This window comes from Lysobacter enzymogenes, assembly GCF_017355525.1.
Taxonomy (GTDB): domain Bacteria; phylum Pseudomonadota; class Gammaproteobacteria; order Xanthomonadales; family Xanthomonadaceae; genus Lysobacter; species Lysobacter enzymogenes_C.
Map to the genome: position 1 here is coordinate 2,179,791 of NZ_CP067395.1, position 24,052 is coordinate 2,203,842.

The window sequence follows — 24,052 nt, forward strand, 5'->3', positions numbered from 1 at the left end:
GCTGCGCCGCATCTCGCGCCCGCAACGGGCGCCGGCCAGCGAACGGGCGATGGCCGCCCACGCCCCGTTCGCTGCGTTAGGGATTAAGCAGGGGCTGATGTCATGGACCGACTCGACGCGGCCGGCTGGACCGTGGATGGCGCACGGTCTTCGATGGCACTTTGGAGAAGCCGTCTGCTCATGAGCGAGATTACCGCAAGGAATGCGTTGCCGACGCTCGAGCGCGGCGCGTCGATGATCGGCGAGTCCGAGCCGTTGCGGCGCGTACGCGACCAGTTGCGGCGCTACGCCGGCTGCAACGCGCCGGTGCTGATCGAGGGCGAGACCGGCACCGGCAAGGAACTGGCCGCGCGCGAGATCCATTACGCCAGCGCGCGCAGCCTCGGCCCGTTCGTGCCGCTGAACTGCGGCGCGCTGTCCGACTCGCTGCTGGAATCGGAACTGTTCGGCCACCGCCGCGGCGCCTTCACCGACGCGCGCAGCAGCGAGCCCGGCCTGGTCGAGTACGCGCGCGGCGGCAGCCTGTTCCTCGACGAAATCGATTCGCTGTCGCCGCACGCGCAGACCGCGCTGCTGCGGCTGCTGCAGAACGGCGAGTTCCGCGCGGTCGGCGAGCGCCCGCTGCGCACCGCCGACGTGCGCATCATCGCCGCGACCAACGCCTCGCTCGCCGCCACCGTCGAAGCCGGGCGCTTCCGCCGCGACCTCTACTACCGCCTCAATCCCTTGTATCTGGTGCTGCCGCCGCTGCGCGAACGCGGCGCCGACCTGCCCCTGCTCGCCTGCCATCTGCTCGACGAAGCCGGCCGCCGGCTCGGCGGCGCGCCGCGCAGCTGGAGCGAGGACGCGCTGCTCGCGCTCGCCCGCCACGACTGGCCGGGCAATGTGCGCGAGCTGGAAAACCTGATCCTGCGCCTGTGCATGCATTGCGACGAGCGCCGCCTGGACCTGGCCCAGCTGGCGCAGGCCGCGCCGGCGATCTGGGGCGCGGCCGCGCGGTCGCCTGCGTCGACGCCGGCGCACACGCCGATGCCCAAACCGCAGTACCACGAAGCGCCCGATCGCGACGAAAGCGGCTTCGCCGCGGCCAAGCGCCGCGCGATCGAGCTGTTCGAGTACGGCTACCTCACCGAACTGATGCAGCGCGCCGGCGGCAACGTCAGCCGCGCCGCGGCCCTGTCGGGCACCGAGCGGCGCCAGCTCGGCAAGATGCTCAAGCGCTACGGCATCGAACGCGGCTGCCCCGACGGCGGTTGAACGCGCCGGCGGGCGCGCTTCGAACCGCAGCGCTTCGAACCGCAACGCCTCGAGCCTCACCGACCGGACCGCGCATCGCGAACCGCGCGCAGCGGGATCGGTCGCGCCCGCGCAGGCGTATACGCGTATACGCCTGCGCGAATGCAAGCGCATGCGCGCATCCGCCGACCCGCCCCTGCGTCTTCGCGCACCCACCCGGCGCGCGCGGCCGGGTGCGCCGCGACCCGGCCCAAGCCGGCCGCGAGCACGCAAGCCGTTGATTCGCCGGGCGCGCTCGCCGGCGGCCCGCGCCGAAAAAGTTGGCACGCCGATTGCGAAGTGTTGGGAACGGACTCTGCGCGAGCGAAAGGAATGCTGGCCATGACGACACCCGCAAGCGTCGGCGACGACCGCGAAGTCGAAAGCGCGGTGCTCGCCTATCTCGACCGGCATCCCGGCGCGTCGGACACGCTCGACGGCATCGCCCAATGGTGGCTGCCGCGCCAGCGTTACGTCACCGCGCGCGCGCGCATCCACGGCGTGCTGTCGCGTCTGGTCGCCGACGGCGTGCTGCAACTGCGCCAGCTTCCCGACGGCACCGCGCTGTACGCGCTCGACGCGGCGCGCCGCCGCGCGCCGCGCTCCCCGGCTTCCTGACCGATCGTCCCGCGATCGCCCAACCGCATCAGCAAGGAGATAAGGCTATGCCAGCTGCGCTCACCTACCCGGGCGTGTACGTCGAGGAAATCCCCAGCGGCGTGCGCACCATCACCGGCGTCGCCACCTCGATCACCGCCTTCGTCGGCCGCGCGCTGCGCGGGCCGGTCAACCAGGCCGTGGTCGTCAACAGCTTCGGCGATTTCGAACGCCGCTACGGCGGCCTGTGGCTGCGCAGCCAGCTCGGCTACGCGGTGCGCGACTTCTTCCTCAACGGCGGCAGCCAGGCGATCATCGTGCGCCTGTACGCGCCCGGCTACGCCGACGACGCCTCGCGCGAAACCGCCGAGGCCGCCGCGGCCGCGGTCGCCGCCGCCACCGACGGCGCCGATGTCGCCGCCGCGGCCAAGGCCGCCAAGGACAAGGCCGCGACCTACCTGGAAGAACCGGCCAAGAGCGCCGCCGCCGCGGTCGCCCAGGCCGCCGACGCGGCCTCCAAGCTGGCCGGCGCGAAAGTCAAGGACGTCGCCGATGCGGCCAAGGCCGCCGCCGCGCCCTCGCGCGCGCCGCTGACCATCGGCGATCTCAAGCTGCAAGCCGCCTACGAAGGCCGTTGGGGCGGCAAGCTGCGCGGCGAGGTCAGCAAATCCGGCACCGCCGAAATCGCCCTCGCGCTCGGCGTGAACCAGAGCGACCTGTTCAACCTCAGCGTGCGCGACACCTCGCCCGGCGGTTCCAGCGAGACCTATCTCAACCTCACCACGGTCGAGAGCCCGCGCCGGGTCGACCGCATCCTCGCCGCCGAATCGGCGCTGGTGCGCACCGTCGGCTCGCTGCCGGCCAGCGTCAGCGCCGCCAGCGACGCGGTCACCGCCGCGCAAGGCGCGGTCGACGACGCGCAGGCCGCGCTCGACCAGAAGATCAAGGCCGGCGCGCCGGATTCGGAACTCGACCCGCTCAAGGCCGCGCTGAAGACCGCGCGCGACGCGCGCGACGCCAAAGCCGCGCAGGCCGACGCCTCGGCCAGCGACGGCGGCGACCTCAACGCGCAGAGCTTCCTGCCCGACAACGGCCTGGCGCTCAAGCTCGGCCTGTACGCGCTGGAGCAGGCCGACCTGTTCAACCTGCTGTGCATCCCGCCGTACAAGACCGACGACGGCGCGGCCTACGACGCCGAGCCGATCGTGCTCGCCGCCGCGACCGCCTACTGCGAACGTCGCCGCGCGTTCCACCTGATCGATCCGCCGAGCAGCTGGAAGGACAAGGACACCGCCAAGGCCAAGTTCGACGAATTCGCCGACCCCAAGAGCCGCAACGCCGCGCTGTTCTTCCCGCGCCTGCGCCAGCCCAACCTGCTGCGCAACAACGCGCCGGAGAACTTCGCGCCGGGCGGCGCCGTCGCCGGCGTGTTCGCGCGCACCGACACCAATCGCGGCGTGTGGAAAGCCCCGGCCGGTCTCGACGCCGGCCTGGTCGGCGTGCCGCAGCTGTCGGTGCCGCTGACCGACGCCGAGAACGGCGAGCTCAACCCGCTCGGCATCAACTGCCTGCGCGCGATGCCGGTCAGCGGCCGCGTGGTGTGGGGCTCGCGCACCTTGCGCGGCGCCGACCAACTGGCCGACGAGTACAAGTACATCCCGGTCCGCCGCACCGCGCTGTTCATCGAGGAAAGCCTGTTCCGCGGGCTCAAGTGGGTGGTGTTCGAACCCAACGACGAGCCGCTGTGGGCGCAGATCCGCCTCAACGTCGGCGCGTTCATGCACAACCTGTTCCGCCAGGGCGCGTTCCAGGGCAGCTCGCCGCGCGATGCCTACTTCGTGCGCTGCGACAAGGACACCACCACCCAGAACGACATCAACCTCGGCGTGGTCAACGTCGTGGTCGGCTTCGCGCCGCTGAAACCGGCCGAATTCGTGGTCCTGCGCCTGCAGCAGATCGCCGGCCAGATCGACGTCTGAGCCCTTCCACTTCGATCCAGGGAGCACCGAGATGGCCCAGTTCACCGTAAACGCGCAGCGCTTCGATCCGTACAAGAACTTCAAGTTCCGGGTCAAATGGGACAACAAGTACGTGGCCGGCATCAGCAAGGTCAGCGCGCTCAAGCGCAGCACCGAAGTGGTCGAGCACCGCGAAGGCGGCGACCCCAGCAGCGGGCGCAAGTCGCCCGGACGCACCAAGTACGAGGCGATCACGCTCGAGCGCGGGGTCACCCACGACAAGGAATTCGAGCAGTGGGCCAACAAGGTCTGGAACTACGGCGCCGGCCTGGGTTCGGAGAGCTCGCTCAAGGACTTCCGCAAGGATCTCATCATCGAGGTCTACAACGAAGCCGGCCAGCTCGCGATCGCCTATCGCGTGTACCGCTGCTGGGTGTCCGAGTTCCAGGCGCTGCCGGACCTGGACGCCAACGCCAACGCCGTGGCGATCCAGCACCTCAAGCTGGAAAACGAGGGCTGGGAACGCGATCTCGACGTGGTCGAGCCGAGCGAACCCAGCTTCACCGAACCGGCTTGAGCGCCGATTCGGGGACCGCCGCCGCGATGAGCGCGCCGCCGACCAGCGCCGAAACCGTCCAGCACACCCTGCTGCTGGCCTGGGAACGCCTGCACGCGCACGGCGCGCAGGCGCGCGCGCTCGGCCTGCTGCAGGCGGTGTGGCCGCAGCCCGATCCCGACGACTGGCGCCGCGCCAGCGTCGGCGAACGCGACGGCGGCCTGTTCCAGCTGCAAGCGGCGCTGTTCGGGCCGCGCCTGCAAACCCAGGCGGCGTGCCCGTTCTGCGGCGAGCGCCTGGAATCGCAGTTCGACATCGAAGACCTGTGCCCGCTGCCGGTGCGGCCGCCTTCGTTCGCGCAGCCGCTGGAATTCGTCGACCGCGGCTGGCATATCCGCTATCGCCTGCCGAGCAGCGAGGACCTGCAAGCGCTGCCCGAGGCCGCGTCCGGCGACGCCGAGACCGACGCGCGCGCCGCGGTCGCGGCCTTGCTGCAGCGCTGCGTGCTGCACGCCGAACGCGGCGGCCGCCGCGTGGACGGCGCGCAGCTGCCGGCGAACGTCGCGCAGCGGCTCGGCGAGCGCATGGCCCAGGACGATCCGGTCGCCGACCTGCGCCTGGACATGGTCTGCCCGGCCTGCGCGCGGCACTGGCCGTGCGCGCTCGACATCGGCGCGTACCTGTGGGGCGAACTCGACGACTGGGCCCAGGACCTGCTGGTCCAGGTCGGCGCGCTGGCCCGGCATTACGGCTGGAGCGAGCGCGACATCCTCGCGCTGACGCCGCTGCGGCGGCGCTTCTATCTCGATCTGGTGCAGGCATGAGCGACTTCCTGCGCCATCTGGTCGAACGCGCGCGCGGCCAGCTGCCGAGCCTGCAGCGGCGGCGGCCGGGGCTATTCGAAACCCGCGATGCGCTGGTCGCCGAAACGCCCGCGCTGGACGAAACGCCGCCGGCGCGCGCGCCGGCGCCGCCTGCCACCGGCGCGCCGCCGCAAGCGGCGCCGCAAGTCGTGCGCGAACGCGCCGAGGCCGCACCCATGCCGGTGCCCGCACCGGCGCCGACTGCGCCGCGCGCGGCCGCGATCGCGCCACAGGAACCGGCGCCGCTGCCGATGCCGGCTGCGCTGAAGCCGGCCAGCGCGCCGCCGCTGCCGCCAGTGCGCGCGCACCGCGAACAAGCGCCGGCGTCGCAGCCGACGCCGCAGCGTTCGGCCGCATCCGCCACGCCCGCGGCGCCGGCCGCAGCGCCGACGCCGCCGGCGCGCGCGCCCGAATCCGGCATCGCCAGCGTGCGCACGCACCTGCGCGAAACCCTGCGCATCGAAACGCGGCACGCGCCCGCCGCGCCCGCGCGCACCGACGCCGCCGCCGGCGCGCGCCCGGGCCTGCCCGCGCCGCAGCCGCTGCAAACCCGCGCCCGCGCCGCCGCGCCGGTCGCCCATCCCGCGCGCCGCGGCCTCGCGCCGGCGAAAGCGCCGGCCGCGCCGGCGCCCGCGCCGGTGCAGGTCAGCATCGGCCGCATCGACATCCGCGCCAGCGCGGCGCCCGCGGCCAAACCCGCGCGCGCGCAGGCCCACAACCCCGCGCCGACGCTCGACGACTACCTGCGCCGCCGTCATGGAGATCAGCGATGAGCAACGCCCTGGCCATCGCCGCGGTCACCGCTTCGCTGAAGGATCTGATCAGCGACAGCCTGATCGGCCTGGATCTTTCCTCGATCGGCAGCGTCGCGGTCAGCGCGCTGTCGCCCGACCGCATCCTCACCGGCGAGAACGAGCCCAACCAGCTCAACCTGTTCCTGTATCAGGTCAGCCCCAACATCGGCTGGCGCAACGCCGCCCTGCCCTCGCGCGACGGCGCCAGCCAGCGCCTGAGCAATCCGCCGCTGGCGCTGGACCTGCACTATCTGCTCAGCGCCTACGGCAACCAGGACCTCAGCGCCGACGCGTTGCTCGGCCTGGGCATGCAGGCGCTGCACGAGACGCCGGCGCTGGACCGCGAGCGCCTGCGCTCGGTGCTGGGCCCGCCGACGCCGCCGTTCGGCAATTTCTCCGCGCTCAGCCTCGCCGACCAGGTCGAGTGGCTGAAGATCGCGCCGCAGTTCCTGACCCTGGAAGAACTGTCGAAGCTGTGGACCGCGGCGCAGGCGCGCTGCCGCCCGTCGATGGCGTATCAGGTGTCGGTGGTGCTGATCCAGGCCGAAGCGGGCACCCGCGGCGCGCTGCCGGTGCTGCGCCGCGGCCCCGGCGACCGCGGCCCGGTCGCGACCGCGGGCGCGGCGCCGCAACTCGACCGGGTGCGCAACGCCGCGTCCGAATTCCTGCGCGCCGCGCGCCTCGGCGATCGCCTGCTGCTGGAAGGCCGCGGCCTGCAAGTCGCCGGCAGCGAAGCGGTGTTCGAACACGCGCGCACCCATGCGCAGCGCAGCCTGCCGGTGCAGGCCGGCGACACGCCGCAGCAATTGCAGGTGACCCTGCCGGCCGCCGGCGACGCCGGCGCGCTGGCCGATTGGACGCCCGGCCTCTACACCGTGCGCGTGCGCACCGTCCGTCCCGACCTGCCGGCGCTGACCAGCGCGCCGCTGGCCTTGATGCTGGCGCCGCTGCTGAGCGTGGATCCGCTGGCCGCGGCCGCCGGCGCGGACCTGCCGCTGAGCGTGGAATGCCGCCCGCGCCTGCACCCGGACCAGCACGCCGGCGTGCGCCTGCGCTTCGGCGCCAACGAACTGCCGGCCGACGCCATCGTCACGCCCGCCGATCCGGCCCAGCCGAGCACGCTGCAGGCGACCGTGCCGGCGGCGCTGGTCGCGGCCGGCCGCTATCCGGTCGTGCTCAGCGTCGACGGCGCCGACAGCGTGCCGGCGGTGCAGGCCGCCGACGGCGCGCAGTTCGATCCGCAACAGACCGTGGTCGTCAGCTGAGGCGCGCGCATGAATCCGAACGTTTCCGCCGCGACCGCCGCCTGGAACGCCGCCGACAGCGACGGCGAGGCCTGGAGCGAACGCAACAACCGCTACCTCGCCGTCTCGCTCGACTGGCTGCGCCTGCGCCTGGACCACCTGCGCGAACAGAACCAGGCCGCGGCCGCGACGCCGGCCGCCGCGCCGGCGCGCGCGCCGTGGTGGGGCCGCGCCGACGGCGCGCCGGCGCTGCCGCCGCCGTCGTCGCTGGCGCAGCGTCTGCGCGAGGCCGAACAAGAACGCGAACGCGCCGCCGTGGCCGAACCGGCGCCGGCGCTGCCGGCATTGGCGCGGCGGCTGGGCCTCAACGATTTCGAGCGCGACATCGTGCTGCTGTGCGCGGCGGCGGAACTCGACCCGGCGCTGCCGGCCGCGATCGCCGCCGCGCATCCGATCGCCCACGCCGGCGGCTCCGCCCATCCCAGTTTCGGCCTGGCCCTGCGCCTGTTCGACGACCCGGCCTGGGACGCGCTGTCGCCGCACCGGCCGCTGCGCCATCTGCGCCTGCTCGAGATCAACCAGCCCGGCGCGACCGCGCTGACCGCCGCAGCGCTGCGCATCGACGAGCGCATCCTCGGCGCGCTCAAGGGCCTGGACGAGATCGACGAACGCCTCAGCCCGCTGCTCGCCGGACCCGAGCCGGAACGGCCGCTCGGCGCCGCGCAACAAGCGTGCGCCGAGGAAATCCTGGCCTACGCGCAGGCGCGCGAAGCCGCCGACGCGCCGGCGGTCGTGCAACTGCTCGGCCGCGACCGCGGCGATCGCCTCGCGGTCGCCGCTCACGCGTGCGCGCGCCTGTCGCTGGCCTTGTACCGCATCGCCGCGGACGCGCTGCCGTCGCAGCGCGCCGAGGTCGACGCGCTGGCGCGGCTGTGGCGGCGCGAGGCGCAACTGTTGCCGGTGGCCTTGTACATCGAAGCCGACGAGGCCGACGCCGGCGGCGAGCGCGCCGCGGCGCTGGCCGCGCTGCTGGCGCAGGCGCCGGGGCTGGCCTTCGTCGGCCTGCGCGACACCGCGCTGCCGTTGGCCGAAGCCTCGTGGAGCCTGGACGTGCCGCCGCCGAGCGCGCTGGAACAACAACGCGCGTGGCGCGAAGCCTTGCCGCCGCAGCTGCGCGAGGACGAGCGCGAACGCCAGGCCGACCGTCTGTCCGGCCATTTCCAGCTCGACCTGGCCCAGATCGCCGACACCGCGCGCGAAGCCCGCGCGCGCGGCGTCGACGCCTGGGACGCCTGCCGCGAACGCTGCTCGGCGCGGCTGGAATCGCTGGCCCAGAGGCTGCAGCCGAAGGCGCGCTGGGACGACCTGGTGCTCGGCGAGGAAAGCACCGGCCTGCTGCGCCAGATCGCCGCGCAGGCGCATCACCGCCACCGCGTCTACCAGCACTGGGGCTATGCGCGAAGGCTCAACCGCGGCATGGGCATCAGCGCGCTGTTCGCCGGCGAAAGCGGCACCGGCAAGACCATGGCCGCCGAAGTCATCGCCAACGAACTGCGCCTGCACCTGTTCCGCATCGACCTGTCGTCGGTGGTCAGCAAGTACATCGGCGAAACCGAGAAGAACCTGCGCCGGGTGTTCGACGCCGCCGAGCGCGGCGGCGCGCTGCTGTTCTTCGACGAGGCCGACGCGCTGTTCGGCAAGCGCAGCGAGGTCAAGGACAGCCACGACCGCTACGCCAACATCGAGATCAACTACCTGCTGCAACGCATGGAGGCGTTCTCGGGGCTGGCGATCCTGGCCACCAACATGAAGGCCTCGCTCGACGCCGCGTTCCTGCGCCGGCTGCGCTTCGTCGTCAATTTCCAGTTCCCCGGGCCGCAGGAACGCGAGCGCATGTGGCGCCAGGCCTTCCCCGCGGAAGTGCCGCTGGCGCCGCTCGACTACGCCTGGCTCGCGCGCTTCAACCTGTCCGGCGGCAACATCCACAGCGTCGCGCTGAACGCCGCGTTCGCGGCCGCCGCGGCCGACGGCGCGGTCGACATGGCGCGCTTGTCGGCGATGGTGCGCGCGGAACTGCGCAAGCTCGGCAAGCCGGTCAACGAGGCCGAGTTCCGCATGCCGCGCGCGCAGGACGCCGGCGCGCAGGCCGGCGCGGGGGCCGCGCCATGAGCGCGAACGTGCGCATCGAGCGCGTGGTCCTGCACGACCTGGCGCTGACGCCGCAGCAGGCGCGCGCCTTCCACGCCGCGCTGGAGCGCCAGTTGGCGCTGCTGCTGGCGGCGAACGCCGGCGCCGCGCACGCGCCGGCGCCCGCGCGCGCGTACGCGCAGGCCGGCGACATCGTCGCCGACCCGGCGGGCGACCCGGCCGCGCTCGCGCGCGAGGTCGCCCGTTCGCTGGCGGAGTGCATCGGCCCATGAGCGAACCGGCCGCCCGCCGCGCCAGCCAACGCACCGCGCCCAAACGCGGCGACACCGACGTGGCCGCGCGCCGCTGCGGCTGCGGCACCCACACGCCCGGCGGCGGCACTTGCGGCGCCTGCGCCAAGCGCGGGCGCGAGGATCTGTCGAGCATCCGCCTCGGCGCGCTCGACGATCCGCACGAACACAGCGCCGACCGCGCCAGCGCCGCGGCGCTCGCCGGAAGCGGTTTCGCCGGCGTTCCGCTGCACGGCGGCAGCCGCGGCGGCGGCGAACGCATCGACACGCCGGCCGCGGTCCGGCGCACCCTCGCCAGCCCCGGCCTGCCCCTGGAGCCGCAGCTGCGCGAAGAATTCGAGGCGCAGTACGCGACCTCGCTGGCGCACGTGCGCGTGCACCGCGACGACGCGGCCGACGCGGCCAGCCGCGAACTCGGCGCGCTGGCCTGGTCGCACGGCGACCACGTCGCCTTCGCCGCCGGCCGCTACGCGCCCGCCAGTGCCGACGGCCGGCAACTGCTCGCGCACGAACTCGCGCACGCCGCGCAAGCGCAGGCCGGCGAGCCTGTGCTCCGGCGCAAGCCCGACCCGGCCAAGGCGGCCGCGCCGGCCAAGCCCGCCGAGCCGGCCAAAGCCGCCGACGCGCCGGGCCAGGACTGGGGCCGCCTGCAGATCTTCGCCAGCGGCATGGACCTCGGCGCGCAGATCCTCGCCGGCGCCAAGCCGACCTTCGCCGGCGCGAAGGGGCGCACGCCGGTCTACGTCGGCCTGCATCCGGAATTCCTCAAGGTCTACGACCAGACCGGCAAGGCGCTGACCGGCAAGCTGCAATTCAAGAAAGACAAGACCAAGGGCCTGCGCTTCGCGCCCGGCGTGTACGTGCACATCGACGGCAAGATGTCGGCGGTCACCGTCGACAACAGCAACCAGCACATCGACCTGGAAGCCGGCGCCAGCGTCGTCGCCACCCGCGACCTGAGCAAGGAAGAACGCGCCAAGGCCGCCGCCGACGCCGCCAAACCGGCGGCCGAAGGCGCGCCGGCCAAGCCGCTGCCGGTGATCGACATCAACCAGTTGCTGATCGAACCGGAGAAATACGCCGCCGCGGTCCGCAGCGTGCCGAACTTCCTGCTGTTCTATTTCGTCCCGACCTATCCCAGCGGCGCCGGCGGCAAGGCCGGCGGCGCCGGCGGGCAGATCTACGCCAGCCCGATCGAAGGCCGCGGCGACGGCCAGAAGGCCAACGCGCCGCCGTGGCCGGTCAAGGTGACCGGGCCGAAGCTGGTGCCGATCGATTCGACCCCGACCTACTCGGCCAGCGTCGACTGGACCGCGAACGGCAACTACACCCTGGCCTCGCAAGTGATTTCGCAGGTCGGCGAAACCATCCACTACCGCTGGGAATCCTACGACGTCACCCAGTACGCCGAGCAGGCGTTGGTCAAGGACGTCGAGGCGATGCGCAAGCAGACCGCCGGCGGCGACGAGCCGAGCTACGAAGAACGCCTGGAGCGGCTCAAGCGCGCCAAGGTCGGCAGCGGCGAAGACGTCACCGGCATGGGCGGCGCGAACCGCGAGTTCCAGCGCGAGTTCGAGAACTGGTGGGGCGACACCCGCCGCGCCGCCAAGGGCACCCGCAACCCGACCGGCGACACCGCCGGCCAGCGCGTGTCCAACGCGGTCGCCAACCGGCTGGCGCTGGAGCTGGCGCCGGTGTCGCTGCTGACCACCGCGATCGGCGCGACCATGACCTGGTTCGCCGAACTGTTCGCCGGCCCGCGCCAGCAGCAGGAAGTGTCGCTGAAGAAGAAAGGCATCTACCTGATCCGCACCATCACCACGCCGGCGATCAACGAAGACCGCGAAGGCAACCAGATCGTGCGCCCGCCCTCGGTCGACGCCAAGCTGACCGAAGTGACGACGATGGAAACCTCGGTCAAGGAGTCGCTGGACGAACCGGCCGCGCAACTGGCCGAGCTGCAATCGCAGATCGACCTGGCGGTGCAGGCCGGCAACACCGCCAAGGCCGATTACCTGCGCGAACTGCTGGCCCAGGCCAAGGTCCGCCACCAGGGCACGCCGCTGGCGGTGCTCAACAAGAGCAAGCAGGACAAGCAGCGCGAGATCGAGGAACTGCGCAAGGACAAGCGCGACTCGGCCGCCAACGCGCGCCAGCGCGAGATCGACCTGATCGACGACCAGATCGCCCTGTACCAGCGCCACGACGCCCAGCGCGGCGCCGGCCAGGCGCCGATGCAGCGGGTCAACGCGACCCTGATTTCCGAAGTCACCGGCGAGCAATACCCGCTGCTGCTCGCGGCCGGGCCGATGGCGATGGACGGCAGCCGCTACCGCTGGCTGCTCAGCGACGTCACCACCCGCAACGGCGACGCCTACATCGGCCTGGGCGACACGCCGAGCGCCGCGTTCGAATCGGCGCTGACCAAGTTCGGCGAGCACGCCGCCTACGGCCGCGGCCGCATCGGCGCGCGCACCGTCGGCCTGGGCCTGGAAGCCGGGGCCAAGGACACCATCTTCGTCGACAGCGCGCCGGCCAACTGGGCGCTGGCGGAAAAGCGCCTCGACGACCTGGTGATGACGCTGGCGGCGATCGGTTTGTTCGTGGCCTCGGCCGGCACCGCCAGCGCGGCGATCGGCGCCGCGGTCGCGGCCGCGCGGCTGATCCAGCGCTGGCAGGCCGGCAAGCTCTATCTCGACGCGCAGACCGTCACCGACCTGCTCGGCGTGCTCGGCGGCATCGGCGCCGCCGGCCAGCTCGCCGCCGGCCTGCGCGTGCAGAAGTTCGAAAAGGTCTTCGCCATCGTGCGCGAGGGCCAGTTCACCGAAGCGCAGGTCAGCGCCGCCAACAACGCGCTCAAGGGCGCGCAGCGCATCGCCAAGGGCGCCGAGCTGGCCAACGAGGCGCTCGGCTACGCCGGCCTGCTGTGGGGCGACCTGAGCTTCATCGACCAGATGATCGACGTCGCCGAACAGGAACGCAAAGGCGACCTGACCCACGCCGCCGCGCGCCGCCAGCGCGCCCAGGCGATTTCCTCGATGGTGCAGAACAACGGCTTGTTCATCGCCGGCAACGTGATCAAGGCCAAGCAGCAGGCCAAGGCCCAGCAGACGCAGGCCAAGGCCAAGCCCGCGCCCGGCGAAGGCGGCGCGGGCAAGGCGCTGGAACCGGCGGCCAAGGGCGGCGCCGGCGAACCCGCGCCGAAGCCCGGCGAAGCGCACGACGCCGCGCCGGGCAAGATCGAGCCGCGGCCCGAGCCGCTGGCCGAAGGCGCCCAGGGCGAGAACAAGCCCAAGCGCGAAGGCGAGCCCGAAGCGCGCGCCGACGCCGACGCCAAGGCGGCGCCGAAGGCCGATTCGGTGCCGGCCGGCGAGCGCCGGGCGACACCGCAGGAACTGGCCGGCGCGCTGCCGCCGGACCTGCGCCAGATGCTCAACATCACCGACACGCTGCAGGGCGATTCGGTCCAGGTCGAATACAAGCTGGACAAGAACACCGGCCTGATCAGCGAGATCACCGTCTCCGCCAGCCCCGACGCGCGCCCGGAAACGGTCGCGCTGCACGTGGACACGGTGCGGCAGATGCAGAAGTACCAGGGCTTCGGCGGCCAGGTGCGCAACGCCATCGCCAAGGTCGGCAAGCTGATCGGCTTCGAGACGATCACGCCCGAGCACAAGGCCGCGTACGAGGCGGTGCTGGAGATCCGCAAGCTGCCCAAGCTGATCGACGCGCAGATGCAGCGCATGCAGAGCATGCGGCCCGACGCGCTGAAGCTGGCCGCGGCCGAGCTCGACAGCCTCAAGCTGCAGCTCGAACAGCACCTGCGCAACCTCGACCTGGGCCCGGAGCTGGCCGGCGACGGCCAGGGCTACGTCGCCGGCAAGGGCCTGTCGAAGCAGAAGCAGAAGCGCTACGCCGAGCTCACCGAGAAGCTGCGCAACTACGACGCCGGCACCGACTCGCACAAGAAGATCCGCCGCGAGATGTACGAGCTGATCGGCGGCGACATGCCGTACGACAGTTGGGAACGCGTCTACGACAGCAACGTCGAGCGCGCCAACAAGGCCAACAAGATCGTCGCCGAGGAGCATGCGCGGCTGGGCTGGGGCGACACCGAGCAGACCATCAAGACCGGCAAGGACGAGGTGCGCCGGCTCGACATCGCCGACGTCGCCAAGAAGACCGGCATCGAGATCAAGGCCTACGAATCGGGCGAGATCTACGCCACCGAAGACAATCTTTCCGAAATCGAGCGCGACGCCAAGCTGGTCAAGCGCGGCTGGAAGATCAAGTGGGTGCTGATCGACACCGAACCCAGCGGGCCGCTGCTGAAGAAGCTGCTGGAGTCGGGAATCCTGGTCGAACGGCGCACCCGCACCAAGAGCGGCACCCAGTTCGTCAGCCGCAACCTGCCGCGCAAATGAGTCCGCGCGTCTTTACGCCATCGAGGATCGTCGCCGTGTCCAACCCGTTCCGCGCCCTGCAGCTGCATTCCCGCGAAGCCTTCCAGCGCTGGCTCGCCGGCGAGGACGAGGCGCGCGCCGCGCTCGACGCGCTGATCGGCGCGAAGCTCGGCGCGGACGAGGATTCGCTCGACGCGCTCGAAGCGTTCCTGCTCGAGCGCTACGCCGGCCCCGAGAAGCTGCTCGCCCCCGCGCAGCGCGAGACGCTCGACGCCGCCGCGCGCCACGTCGGCCGGGCGCTGCTGTCCGCCGCCGACGGCGCGCAATGGGCGATCGATCTCGACGACCCCGACAACGCCTACTACCGCCTGCCGATCGTGCGCTTCGACGACGACGCCGAGGAATGCCCGCTGAGCATGGTCACCGCCGCGCTCGACCGGCGCAGCGGCCGTTACCTGCGCGGCGTGGTCGAGGCCTACCGATGAATCCGACTTGCAGAGACCCGCGACCATGAGCGCGCCCCCCAACGCACCCAAGCTGATCAAAGGCGGACTGGCCCTGCTGGACCCGCTGGCCGGCAGCGTGCTGCGCATCATCGCCTTGCAATACAACCCCGACACGCTCAGCCGCACGCTGCAGGTCAAGGGCGTGGGCGGCGAGGCCGGCGAACGCAGCGAAGCGCTGCGGTTCAAGGGGCCGGCAGTGGAGACGATCAAGCTCGAAGCCGAGATCGACGCCACCGACGCGCTCGCCGCCGGCACCGAGCCGGCGATCAGCGTCGGCCTGCATCCGGATCTGGCCACGCTGGAAGCGCTGGTGCAGCCGACCAGCGCCGCGCTGATCGCCGCCAACGGCATCGCCGCCGGCGGTTCGCTGGAGATCGCTCCCGCGATGGCGCCGCTGGCGGTGTTCGTGTTCGGCCCGCAGCGCATCGTGCCGGTGCGGGTCACCGAACTGAGCATCACCGAGGAGGCCTTCGACACCCAGCTCAATCCGATCCGGGCCAAGGTCAATCTCGGCCTGCGCGTGCTCAGCGTCGACGACCTGGGCTTCGACAGCCGCGGCGGCGGCCTGTTCGTGGGTTACCTGCAAGCGCGCGAGCGCCTGGCCGCGCGCGCGGTCGGCGGCGATTTCCGCACGCTCGGCATTTCCGGAATCGGTTGAGGAACGATCATGGCCAACTACGACTTTCCGCCCGGCAGCCGCTACTACGACATCGCCGTCGCGCAGTTGCCGCAGCCCGACGGCGGCGCGCTGCCGTACCTGCGCCGGCGTTTCCTGCCGGCGGCCGACGCGCTGGCGACGCTGGCCCGGCGCCGGGTCGTCGAGGGCGACCGCCCCGACCTGATCGCCGCGCGCGAACTCGGCGACGCCGAAGCGTTCTGGCGCCTGTGCGACGCCAACGCGACGATGCATCCCGACGAGCTGACCGCCGAGCCCGGCGCGATCGTGCGCATCGCCCTGCCCGACGGCGTGCCGCCTCCGGCGCGGGAGTGATCCGTGGTCACCGGCATCCATCTCACCGTGATGATCGGCCCGGCGGTGCCCGCGCCGGCGCCGCAGGTGGTGATCGACGCGCTGCAAAGCGTGGAAGTGACCAGCGGGCGCGACAAGAGCGGGTTCCAGCTGACCTTCAGCGTCGGCAAGCTGTCGCCTTTGCTGACCACGCTGCTGCCGGCGGGCTACTTCGATCCGCTGGTCACGCGGGTCATCGTCGCCGTCACCCTCGGCGGGCTGCCGCACGTGCTGATGGACGGCATCGTCACCCGCCAGGACCTCGCGCCGAGCAGCGAGCCGGGGCAGTCGACGCTGACCATCACCGGCGAAGACCTCAGCGCGGCGATGGACCTGATCGAACTGGCGATCCCCTATCCGAACATGTCCGACACCGTGCAGGCCTATCTGGTGCTGGCGCGCTACGCGATGTTCGGGGTGACGCCGATCGTGATTCCGGGCTTCATCCCGGAGCAGCCGATCATGACCGAGAAGATCGAATCGCAGAACGGCACCGACCTGTCGCACCTGCGCCGCATCGCCGAAGCCAACGGCTTCGTGTTCTACGTCGATCCCGGCCCGCTGCCGGGCCAGAGCATCGCCTACCTCGGCCCCGACATCCGCATCCCGGTGCCGCAGCCGGCGCTGAGCGTGAACATGGACGCCGACACCAACGTCGAATCGCTGAGCTTCGGCCTGGACGGGCTGGCCAAGGAAACCTTGCTGGTCACGGTCAACGACCCGGTCACCGGGCGCATTCCGATCCCGATCCCGATTCCCGCGATCAGCGTGTTCCAGCCGCCGCTCGGCGCGCGGCCGACGCCGCCGCTGAAGATGGTGCTGTCGCGCGACACCGGCGGCGACTCGGTGCCGTACACGATCAAGAAGATGCTCGGCCGGCTGCTGAAGGGCTCGGCCAACGCGATCACCGCGACCGGCTCGCTCGACGTGCTGCGCTACGGCCACGTGCTGCGCTCGCGCATGCTGGTCGGCGTGCGCGGCGCCGGGCTGGCCTACGACGGCATGTACTACGTCGACAGCGTCACCCACTCGCTCAAGCGCGGCGAATACAAGCAGAGCTTCCAACTCAGCCGCGACGGATTGATTTCGCTGACGCCGAAGGTGCCGATATGAGCAACGCCTCGCGCAACGGGCAGTTTCCCGGCCTCTACCGCGGCACGGTGACCTTGAACACCGACCCGGAATTCCGCGGCCGCCTGCTGCTGATGATTCCCGACGTGACCACCTTCGTGCCCTCGACCTGGGCCGAACCGTGCACGCCGCTGGCCGGGCCGACCGGCCCCGGCATGGGCGTATACATGGTGCCCACGGTCGGCGCCGCGGTGTGGGTCATGTTCGAACACGGCGACGTCAACAAGCCGGTGTGGATGGGCTGCCGCTTCGACACCCAGGCCGATGCGCCGTCGATGTCCAAGCTCAGCAATCCGCTCGACCCCAGCATCATCATTTCGACCGTGCTGCAGAACCAGTTGATCATCAGCGACCTGCCGCCGACGCCGCTGACCGGCGGCATCGTGCTGCAGACCACCACCGGCGCGATGCTCGTGGTCAACGACAGCGGCATCTACATCGACAACGGCAAGGGCGCGTCGATCTGGCTGGTCGGGCCGACCATCACCTTCAACAAGACCGCCATGGCCATCACCTGAGGACGCCGCGATGCCCGGATTCCTGCTTCACGTCAACGCCGCGCTGACCTGCCAGCACGCGGCCGGCCAGGCCAAGATCGCGCCGACGCAGACGCGCGTGCTGGTGTCGGCGCAACCGGTGGCGACGATTCCGCCCGGCGCGCCGACCATCAGCGTGATGGGCTGTCCTTTCACCTTGCCCAACGGCAAGCCGCAGCCGTGCGTGACGATCAAATGGGCGATGCCGTCGGCGCGCGTGACGATCATGGGCTTGCCGGCGATGGTGGTGCCGCCGCCGGGGCCCGGGCCCGGCCCCGGCATCTGCCAGAGCGCCGAACAGATTCCGCAGGGCGCGCCGATCGTCGGCGCCGTGCAGACCCGCGTATTGGCGACGTGAGCGCAGCGCCCAGCACACCGAGCTTAGGAGCCCACGCCATGCATCTCGACTTCCCCTTCCGCATCGACGGCCGCGGCCGCAGCGCGCAGACCGACCACGCCGGCTACGTGCGCGACCTGATCGAACAACTGGTGTTCACCCAACCCGGCGAACGGGTCAACCGCCCCGACTTCGGCAGCGGCCTGATGCAGCTGGTGTTCGCCGGCAACAGCCCCGAGCTGGCCGCGACCGTGCAGTTCACCCTGCAAGCGGCGCTGCAACGCTGGCTGTCGGACCTGATCGAAGTGCGCGAGCTGCGCGTCGACAGCGACGACGCCACCCTCACCGTCAGCCTCAGCTACCTGCTGCTGCGCACCCGCGAGCAGGTCGACGCCCGCTTCGTCCGCCCCATCTGAACGCATGCGCCCAGGCCAGGACACCGCCATGAATCTTTCCTGCCGCAACGACCCGCGCCGCGACGCGGTCCGCGCCTTCCAGGGCCGGGTCGGCCTGGACTTCGTCGAAGTCTCCGCCGACCAGCTGACCCTGCACGTGTACTTCCTCGGCAAGCTGCCGCCGGAACTGGCCGAAGACGGGCCGGCGCTGGAGCGCCACCTGCGCATCGAAGGCGGCGCGCGCATCCGCGACATCCGCATCCTCGACGCCGACCCGCACGCCAGCGGCGAGCCCGACGTCGACGACTGGCTGACGCTGCGCCTGGACCGCTACGGCGACCATTCGCGCTACCGCCTGCGCCTGCTCGACATCGACGGCCTCGACCCGATGTACGCCAGCGCCGAGTTCTCGTTCAAGGTCGGCTGCCCGTCGGACCTGGACTGCAAGCCGGCCCAGGCCTGCGTCGAAGCGCCGCCGGCGGAGCCCGCGATTTCCTATCTGGCCAAGGACTACGCCAGCTTCCGCCGGCTGATCCAGGACCGGCTCGCGCTGATCGCGCCGGACTGGCCGCTGACCCACGTGCCCGACCTCGGCGTGACCCTGACCGAGCTGCTGGCCTACGCCGGCGATTACCTCAGCTATTTCCAGGACGCGGTCGCGACCGAAGCCTATCTGGGCACCGCGCGCCAGCGCATCTCGGTGCGCCGGCACGCGCGCCTGGTCGACTACTTCCTGCACGAAGGCTGCAACGCGCGCGCCTGGGTCGCGATCGAAACCGATCAGGACGTGAGCCTGCCGACCGCGGCGATGGCCTTCCTCAGCGGCGTCGATCCGGCGCTGGCGCTGCCGAACGTGCTCGGCCCCAAGCGCATGGCCGAGCATCCATCGCTGGCCTGCGAACGCTTCGAACCGATGCTGCCGGCGGATTGCGCGACGCTGCATCTGTACGCCGCGCACAGCCGGGTCGGCTTCTACGATTGGGGCCGCGAAGACTGCTGCCTGCCGCGCGGCGCGACCCACGCGACCTTGCGCGACGCCTGGATCGACGCCGAAGGCGACGCGCGCGCGCTGAACCTCAAGCCCGGCGACGTGCTGCTGCTGCGCGAAGTGCGCGGCGCGCGCACCGGGCTGGAAGCCGACGCCGACCCGACCCGGGTGTGGCCGGTGCGGCTGACCCGGGTCGAACGCAGCGAAGATCCGCTGTTCCCGGTCGTGGTCGGCACGCCGGGCGACGAGCGACACGGCCCGGCGCGGCCGATGCCGCTGCTTGAAGTGCACTGGCATCGCGACGATGCGCTGCCGTTCGCGCTGTGCCTGTCGGCGCTGGGCCCGGCGCCGACCTGCACGCGCCTGCACGATGTGTCGATGGCCTTCGCCAACGTGGTGCTGGTCGATCACGGCGCCAGCGTCGGCCCGCGCGATCTCGGCGTCGTGCCGGAACAGCCCGGCGCAGCCGAATGCCTGTGCGAAGACCAGCCCGGCGACGTGCAGCGCCTGCCCGGGCGCTTCCACTGGCGCCTGCCGGACGCGCCGCTGACCCACGCCGAAGCGGCGCCGCCGCCGGCGCGCGCGGCCAGCGCCAGCCTCGTCCAGGACCCGCGCGCGGCGCGTCCGGCGCTGCGCCTGGACGACAGCGGCGGCGGCGTGTGGACGCCGGTGTTCGACCTGCTCGCCAGCCGCCCCGACGACCGCCACGTGGTCGCCGAGATCGACAACGACGGCCGCGCGCGTCTGCGCTTCGGCAACGGCGAACTCGGCCGCCGCCCGGATCCGGGACTGAGCTTCGCCGCGCGCTACCGGCTCGGCAACGGCCGCGCCGGCAACGTCGGCGCGCACAGCATCAACCGCCTCGTGCTCGGCGACGGCGAATGGAACGGGCTGCATCTGAGCATCGACAACCCGCTCGCCGCCGCCGGCGGCAGCGATCCCGAATCGCTGGCGCAGGCGCGCCTGCTCGCGCCCGGCGCGTTCCGCACCCGGCTGATGCGCGCGATCACCGCCGACGACTACGCGCGCATCGCCGAACGCGACCCGCGCGTGCAGCGCGCCAACGGCGAGCTGGTGTGGACCGGCAGTTGGTACGAAGCCGATGTCGCGCTCGATCCCTACGGCCTGGTGCCGGCCGACGCGGAGCTGATCGAACAGACCCAGGCCGCGCTGGAACGGGTGCGGCGCATGGGCCACGACCTGCACGTGGAAACCGCGGTCTACGTGGCGCTGGAGCTGGCGCTGGAGTGCTGCGCCCTGCCCGGCTACGAACGCGGCGAAGTCGAAGCGGCGCTGCTGGACCGCTTCGGCAACGGCCGCCGCCGCGACGGCGGACTCGGCTATTTCCATCCCGACCGGCTCGGCTTCGGCCAGCACCTGCGGGTCAGCGCGTTGGTCGCCGAGGCGATGTCGGTGCCGGGCGTGGAGTGCGCGCGGGTGGTGCGCCTGCAGCGCCTGTTCGAAGCGCCCAACCGCGAACTCGAAGACGGCGTGCTGCGCCTGGGCGCGCACGAGATCCCGCGCCTGGACAACGATCCCAACTATCCCGAACACGGCAAGCTCGCCATCGGCGTCGGAGGTGGACGATGAACTCCCTGAGCAACGCTTCCGGTTGCGGCTGCGGCGGCGGTTGCGGCGATGACGGCGCCTGCGGTTGCTGCGACGGCATCGCCGCGCTGACCCCGGTCGACATCGCCAACCGGCCCGGCCTGCCCGCGCTGAATTACCGCGTCGGCACCCACGGCCGCTTCATGGCCAGCATGAAGGCGCGGCTGTCCACCGTCGAAGTGGACATCGCCGGCGACGACGGCCAGCCGCCGCGCACGCTGCGGCCGTTGCAGGCGCTGACCACGCGCGACCCGGCCGACCCGGCGATCGCCCTGCTCGACGCCTGGGCCACCGTCGCCGACGTGCTGACGTTCTACCAGGAGCGCATCGCCAACGAAGGCTATGTGCGCACCGCGACCGAACGCCGCTCGCTGGTCGAGATGGCGCGGCTGGTCGGCTACGCGCCGCGTCCGGGCGTGTCTTCCAGCGTGTTCCTGTCCTACACCGTCGACGCCAATCAGGCCGAACCGGTCGAACTGCCGGTCGGCACCCGCGCGCAGAGCATTCCCGGCCCCGGCGAGTTGCCGCAGTCGTTCGAAACCGACGCGCCGCTGCAGGCGCGGCGCGAATGGAACGACTTGTCGATCCGGCGCGAACGCCCGCAAGGCATCGACAGCGCAAGCGTGCTGTCGCTCGACCGTGTTTATGTGCAGGGCGTCGCCACCGGCGTGCAGGCCGGCGAACTGTTGCTGTTCCGCTTCGGCGCGGGCGCGAGCGCGGTCGACCAGATCCGCCGCGTCGCCGCGGTCGAGACCGACTTCGCCGCCCAGCGCAGCGCGATCGCGCTGCAACCCATGCAGCCGCTGCTGGCGCAGGCGCTGGCGCCGCTGGCCACGTTGATTTCCAAGCTCGCGCCGCTCGGCAGCAGCGGCGCCGAAGCGCTGGCGCGCGCGCAGGCGCTGCAGTCGGCGGTGCGCCTGGGCGCTCCGCACTGGCCGCTGGCGCAGTGGCACGAGCGCATCGCCAAAGGCGCGAGCGGCGCGGCGCTGGTCCCGCTCGACGAGTTCGACGATGCGATCGACCGCATCGTGCTGCCGCTGGCGGCGGTGCTGGCCCAGGCGCTGTCGATGCTGAAGCTGCTGATCTCGCAATTGCAGTGGCGGCAAGGCCAGGGCCAGGGCGACGCGGTCGCGGTGCAGAACGCGCAATCGCTGCTGGCGCGGATCGAACAAGGCGTGCAGGTGGCTCCGTTGCAGGAATGGGACGGCGAGCTGCTCGGCGGCGTCGAGGAAGAAGAATCGATCGGCCTGATCCAGAACTTCTGCACCGCCATCGCCCAGTTGCAACCGGCCGCGGCCGGCGCGGCGACCAGTTCGCCGGACCGTTTCGTCGACGGCCTGTTGAACAAGCCGGTGGTCCAGGCCGCCAGCCCGCAGCGCCTGCGCCGCGATCTGCGCAGCGCGTTCGACTACGGCGCCGACCTGCAACCGCAACTGATCACCGACTTCGCCCCGCGCCTGAAGGACAGCTATTACCAGGCCTGGCGCGGCGCCGAGCCGGACACCCATCTGCCCTACCAGGCGCTGACCGCGCTGTATTCGCTCGGCGCCGGCGAAGCGCTGTTCGGCGCCGGCGCCGGCCGGCCGATGCCGGAGATCGTCAACAACAAGGTGCCGGCGGTGCAGAACTGGCCGGACTGGCTGTACGCCGGCGACGAAACCGCGAGCAACGCCTTCCTCGGCAAATCGCTGCCGCTGCTGGCGCAGGGCGATCTGGTGCTGGTCACCCGCCCCGGCGCGAACGGCCTGCCGGATTACCGCATCCTCGCCGTCGACGCCGCGCGCACCGGCCCGCGCAACGCTTACGGCATATCCGGCGAGAGCACCGAACTCGACTTCGGCGGCGACTGGCGCAAGATCGAAGCCGGCAAGGACGGCGTCGCCGACATCGCCGAACTGCGCCGCACCTGGCTGCACCCGCAGCGCGCGCGCCTGCAGGTCGTGCCCGAACCGATCCTCGGCGACGTCGCCGGCAACGCGCTGGAACTCGGCCCGCTGCACCAGGAACTGCAATCGGGCCGCTGGATCGTGGTCGAAGGCGAGCGCAGCGACATCGCCGGCGTGCGCGGCGTGCGCGCCAGCGAGCTGATGATGGTCGCCGGCCTGGAACACGGCTACGACGCCTACCTGCCCGGCGACCGCCCGCACACCACCCTGCACCTGGCCACATCGCTGGCCAACACCTACTACCGCGACGGCCTGCGCATCCACGCCAACGTGGTCCCGGCCAGCCACGGCGAGAGCCGGCGCGAAACGCTCGGCAGCAGCGATGCGCGCCGGCCGATGCAGCGCTTCGCCCTGCGCCAGCCGCCGCTGACGTATCGCCCGGCGGCGACCGCGGCCGGCGCGGCGAGCACGCTGAAGGTGCTGGTCGACGGCGTGGAATGGCAGGAAGCCGACAGCCTGTCGGCGCTGGCGCCGGACGCGCGCGCCTTCGTCACCCAGACCGGCGACGACGGCGTCACCCAGGTGATCTTCGGCGACGGCGAGCACGGCCTGCGCCCGCCGAGCGGGTTCGAGAACCTGCGCGCGGAATACCGCAACGGCATCGGCGGCGTCGGCAACGTGCGCGCCGGCCAGATCTCGCTGCTGGTCAGCCGCCCGCTCGGGATCAAGGACGTGGTCAACCCGCTGCGCGCCTCCGGCGGCGCCGACCGCGAAACCCTGGAACTGATCCGCGAGAACGCGCCGCGTTCGCTGATGGCGCTGGACCGGCTGGTGTCGCTGTCGGACTACGCCGACTTCACCCGCATGTTCGCCGGCATCGCCAAGGCCGACGCGGTGCGCCTGGGCGACGGTATCCGCGAGCTGGTCCACATCACCGTCGCCGGCGTCGACGATATGCCGATCGACGAAGACTCCGACCTCTATCGCAACCTGTTGAGCGCGTTGCGCGAACTCGGCGACCCGGCCCTGACCGTGCAGGTGGCGATGCGCGAGCGGCTGGCGCTGGTGCTGCAGGCCAAGCTGAAACTGCTGCCCGGCTATCGCTGGGAACCGGTCTCCACCGCGGTGCGCGAGCGCCTGCTCGACCGCTTCGGCTTCCACGCCCGCGCCATCGCGCAGCCGGCCCTGCTGTGCGAGCTGGTCGCGGCGATGCAGTCGGTGCGCGGCATCGACTGGGTCGACGTCGACAGCTTCGGCGCGATCCCGGAAACCGAGATCGACTGGTACACGAAGAAACGCCGCCTGATCACCCAGGACGGAATCACCGACACCGTGCGCCGGATCCTCGACGGCGACGACGACAGCAACGGCTTCGACGACGACGGCTTCCACGAGCCCTTGCAGCCGCCGCCGCGCGTCGACGCCCAGCGCGCGCAACCCGAGGGCGACCGCATCCGTCCCGCGCAGCTGGCGTTCTTCGCCGCCGCGGTGCCCGACACCCTGATCCTCAACCCGGTCCAGTGAGCGC

Annotated in this window: 19 protein-coding genes; all 19 read left to right on the forward strand. The window is 71.8% G+C overall.

The annotated features are described in order from the left end of the window. Positions 1-180 precede the first annotated feature (180 nt). A complete protein-coding gene (locus JHW38_RS09090; RefSeq protein ID WP_242691295.1) occupies positions 181-1,257 on the forward strand; it encodes a sigma-54 interaction domain-containing protein in 1,077 nt (358 codons plus the stop codon). A 360-nt stretch (positions 1,258-1,617) separates the two neighbouring features. Continuing rightward, a complete protein-coding gene (locus tag JHW38_RS09095) occupies positions 1,618-1,893 on the forward strand; it encodes a hypothetical protein (RefSeq protein ID WP_207525625.1) in 276 nt (91 codons plus the stop codon). A 47-nt stretch (positions 1,894-1,940) separates the two neighbouring features. Further along, on the forward strand, positions 1,941-3,851 hold the full coding sequence (locus JHW38_RS09105) for a phage tail sheath family protein (RefSeq protein ID WP_242691297.1): 1,911 nt from the start codon (positions 1,941-1,943) through the stop codon (positions 3,849-3,851). Positions 3,852-3,882: 31 nt separating this feature from the next. Then, positions 3,883-4,407 carry a phage tail protein gene (locus tag JHW38_RS09110; RefSeq protein ID WP_207525626.1) on the forward strand — a complete coding sequence of 175 codons (525 nt, stop codon included), beginning with the start codon at positions 3,883-3,885 and terminating at the stop codon, positions 4,405-4,407. Then, positions 4,404-5,210 (forward strand): hypothetical protein, encoded by an 807-nt coding sequence (locus JHW38_RS09115; protein WP_207525627.1) that lies wholly within the window; start codon positions 4,404-4,406, stop codon positions 5,208-5,210. Before JHW38_RS09110 ends, JHW38_RS09115 begins: the two co-directional genes overlap by 4 nt. Further along, positions 5,207-6,022, forward strand: a complete 816-nt coding sequence (locus JHW38_RS09120; protein ID WP_207525628.1) for a hypothetical protein — start codon at positions 5,207-5,209, stop codon at positions 6,020-6,022. The genes JHW38_RS09115 and JHW38_RS09120 overlap by 4 nt, the downstream gene beginning before the upstream one ends. Then, a complete protein-coding gene (locus JHW38_RS09125; RefSeq protein WP_207525629.1) occupies positions 6,019-7,308 on the forward strand; it encodes a DUF4255 domain-containing protein in 1,290 nt (429 codons plus the stop codon). The genes JHW38_RS09120 and JHW38_RS09125 overlap by 4 nt, the downstream gene beginning before the upstream one ends. A gap of 9 nt (positions 7,309-7,317) precedes the next feature. Continuing rightward, complete coding sequence (locus tag JHW38_RS09130) at positions 7,318-9,456, forward strand: ATP-binding protein (RefSeq protein ID WP_207525630.1); 2,139 nt, start codon at positions 7,318-7,320, stop codon at positions 9,454-9,456. Beyond that, a complete protein-coding gene (locus JHW38_RS09135; RefSeq protein ID WP_207525631.1) occupies positions 9,453-9,707 on the forward strand; it encodes a hypothetical protein in 255 nt (84 codons plus the stop codon). Before JHW38_RS09130 ends, JHW38_RS09135 begins: the two co-directional genes overlap by 4 nt. Beyond that, complete coding sequence (locus JHW38_RS09140) at positions 9,704-14,149, forward strand: DUF4157 domain-containing protein (RefSeq protein WP_207525632.1); 4,446 nt, start codon at positions 9,704-9,706, stop codon at positions 14,147-14,149. Before JHW38_RS09135 ends, JHW38_RS09140 begins: the two co-directional genes overlap by 4 nt. A gap of 35 nt (positions 14,150-14,184) precedes the next feature. After that, positions 14,185-14,613 (forward strand): hypothetical protein, encoded by a 429-nt coding sequence (locus tag JHW38_RS09145; RefSeq protein ID WP_207525633.1) that lies wholly within the window; start codon positions 14,185-14,187, stop codon positions 14,611-14,613. A 25-nt stretch (positions 14,614-14,638) separates the two neighbouring features. Next, positions 14,639-15,292: a hypothetical protein gene (locus tag JHW38_RS09150; RefSeq protein ID WP_207525634.1), complete on the forward strand. Its 654-nt coding sequence runs from the start codon at positions 14,639-14,641 to the stop codon at positions 15,290-15,292. A gap of 9 nt (positions 15,293-15,301) precedes the next feature. Next, positions 15,302-15,625: a LysM domain-containing protein gene (locus JHW38_RS09155; protein WP_207525635.1), complete on the forward strand. Its 324-nt coding sequence runs from the start codon at positions 15,302-15,304 to the stop codon at positions 15,623-15,625. A 3-nt stretch (positions 15,626-15,628) separates the two neighbouring features. After that, positions 15,629-16,756 carry a hypothetical protein gene (locus tag JHW38_RS09160; protein ID WP_207525636.1) on the forward strand — a complete coding sequence of 376 codons (1,128 nt, stop codon included), beginning with the start codon at positions 15,629-15,631 and terminating at the stop codon, positions 16,754-16,756. Next, complete coding sequence (locus JHW38_RS09165; protein ID WP_207525637.1) at positions 16,753-17,292, forward strand: phage baseplate assembly protein V; 540 nt, start codon at positions 16,753-16,755, stop codon at positions 17,290-17,292. Before JHW38_RS09160 ends, JHW38_RS09165 begins: the two co-directional genes overlap by 4 nt. A gap of 10 nt (positions 17,293-17,302) precedes the next feature. Continuing rightward, on the forward strand, positions 17,303-17,668 hold the full coding sequence (locus JHW38_RS09170; protein ID WP_207525638.1) for a hypothetical protein: 366 nt from the start codon (positions 17,303-17,305) through the stop codon (positions 17,666-17,668). 38 nt (positions 17,669-17,706) lie between these two features. Then, complete coding sequence (locus JHW38_RS09175) at positions 17,707-18,063, forward strand: GPW/gp25 family protein (RefSeq protein ID WP_207525639.1); 357 nt, start codon at positions 17,707-17,709, stop codon at positions 18,061-18,063. Positions 18,064-18,091: 28 nt separating this feature from the next. Continuing rightward, complete coding sequence (locus JHW38_RS09180) at positions 18,092-20,620, forward strand: putative baseplate assembly protein (protein WP_207525640.1); 2,529 nt, start codon at positions 18,092-18,094, stop codon at positions 20,618-20,620. Then, positions 20,617-24,048 (forward strand): putative baseplate assembly protein, encoded by a 3,432-nt coding sequence (locus tag JHW38_RS09185; RefSeq protein WP_207525641.1) that lies wholly within the window; start codon positions 20,617-20,619, stop codon positions 24,046-24,048. Before JHW38_RS09180 ends, JHW38_RS09185 begins: the two co-directional genes overlap by 4 nt. Positions 24,049-24,052 lie beyond the last annotated feature (4 nt).

What these genes read in the sequence shown, in the direction of transcription:
- JHW38_RS09090 (WP_242691295.1), top strand. Translation starts at nt 181, where the DNA reads ATGAGCGAGATTACCGCAAGGAATGCGTTGCCGACGCTCGAGCGCGGC.
- JHW38_RS09095 (WP_207525625.1), top strand. Translation starts at nt 1,618, where the DNA reads ATGACGACACCCGCAAGCGTCGGCGACGACCGCGAAGTCGAAAGCGCG.
- JHW38_RS09105 (WP_242691297.1), top strand. Translation starts at nt 1,941, where the DNA reads ATGCCAGCTGCGCTCACCTACCCGGGCGTGTACGTCGAGGAAATCCCC.
- JHW38_RS09110 (WP_207525626.1), top strand. Translation starts at nt 3,883, where the DNA reads ATGGCCCAGTTCACCGTAAACGCGCAGCGCTTCGATCCGTACAAGAAC.
- JHW38_RS09120 (WP_207525628.1), top strand. Translation starts at nt 5,207, where the DNA reads ATGAGCGACTTCCTGCGCCATCTGGTCGAACGCGCGCGCGGCCAGCTG.
- JHW38_RS09125 (WP_207525629.1), top strand. Translation starts at nt 6,019, where the DNA reads ATGAGCAACGCCCTGGCCATCGCCGCGGTCACCGCTTCGCTGAAGGAT.
- JHW38_RS09130 (WP_207525630.1), top strand. Translation starts at nt 7,318, where the DNA reads ATGAATCCGAACGTTTCCGCCGCGACCGCCGCCTGGAACGCCGCCGAC.
- JHW38_RS09135 (WP_207525631.1), top strand. Translation starts at nt 9,453, where the DNA reads ATGAGCGCGAACGTGCGCATCGAGCGCGTGGTCCTGCACGACCTGGCG.
- JHW38_RS09140 (WP_207525632.1), top strand. Translation starts at nt 9,704, where the DNA reads ATGAGCGAACCGGCCGCCCGCCGCGCCAGCCAACGCACCGCGCCCAAA.
- JHW38_RS09150 (WP_207525634.1), top strand. Translation starts at nt 14,639, where the DNA reads ATGAGCGCGCCCCCCAACGCACCCAAGCTGATCAAAGGCGGACTGGCC.
- JHW38_RS09155 (WP_207525635.1), top strand. Translation starts at nt 15,302, where the DNA reads ATGGCCAACTACGACTTTCCGCCCGGCAGCCGCTACTACGACATCGCC.
- JHW38_RS09165 (WP_207525637.1), top strand. Translation starts at nt 16,753, where the DNA reads ATGAGCAACGCCTCGCGCAACGGGCAGTTTCCCGGCCTCTACCGCGGC.
- JHW38_RS09170 (WP_207525638.1), top strand. Translation starts at nt 17,303, where the DNA reads ATGCCCGGATTCCTGCTTCACGTCAACGCCGCGCTGACCTGCCAGCAC.
- JHW38_RS09175 (WP_207525639.1), top strand. Translation starts at nt 17,707, where the DNA reads ATGCATCTCGACTTCCCCTTCCGCATCGACGGCCGCGGCCGCAGCGCG.
- JHW38_RS09180 (WP_207525640.1), top strand. Translation starts at nt 18,092, where the DNA reads ATGAATCTTTCCTGCCGCAACGACCCGCGCCGCGACGCGGTCCGCGCC.
- JHW38_RS09185 (WP_207525641.1), top strand. Translation starts at nt 20,617, where the DNA reads ATGAACTCCCTGAGCAACGCTTCCGGTTGCGGCTGCGGCGGCGGTTGC.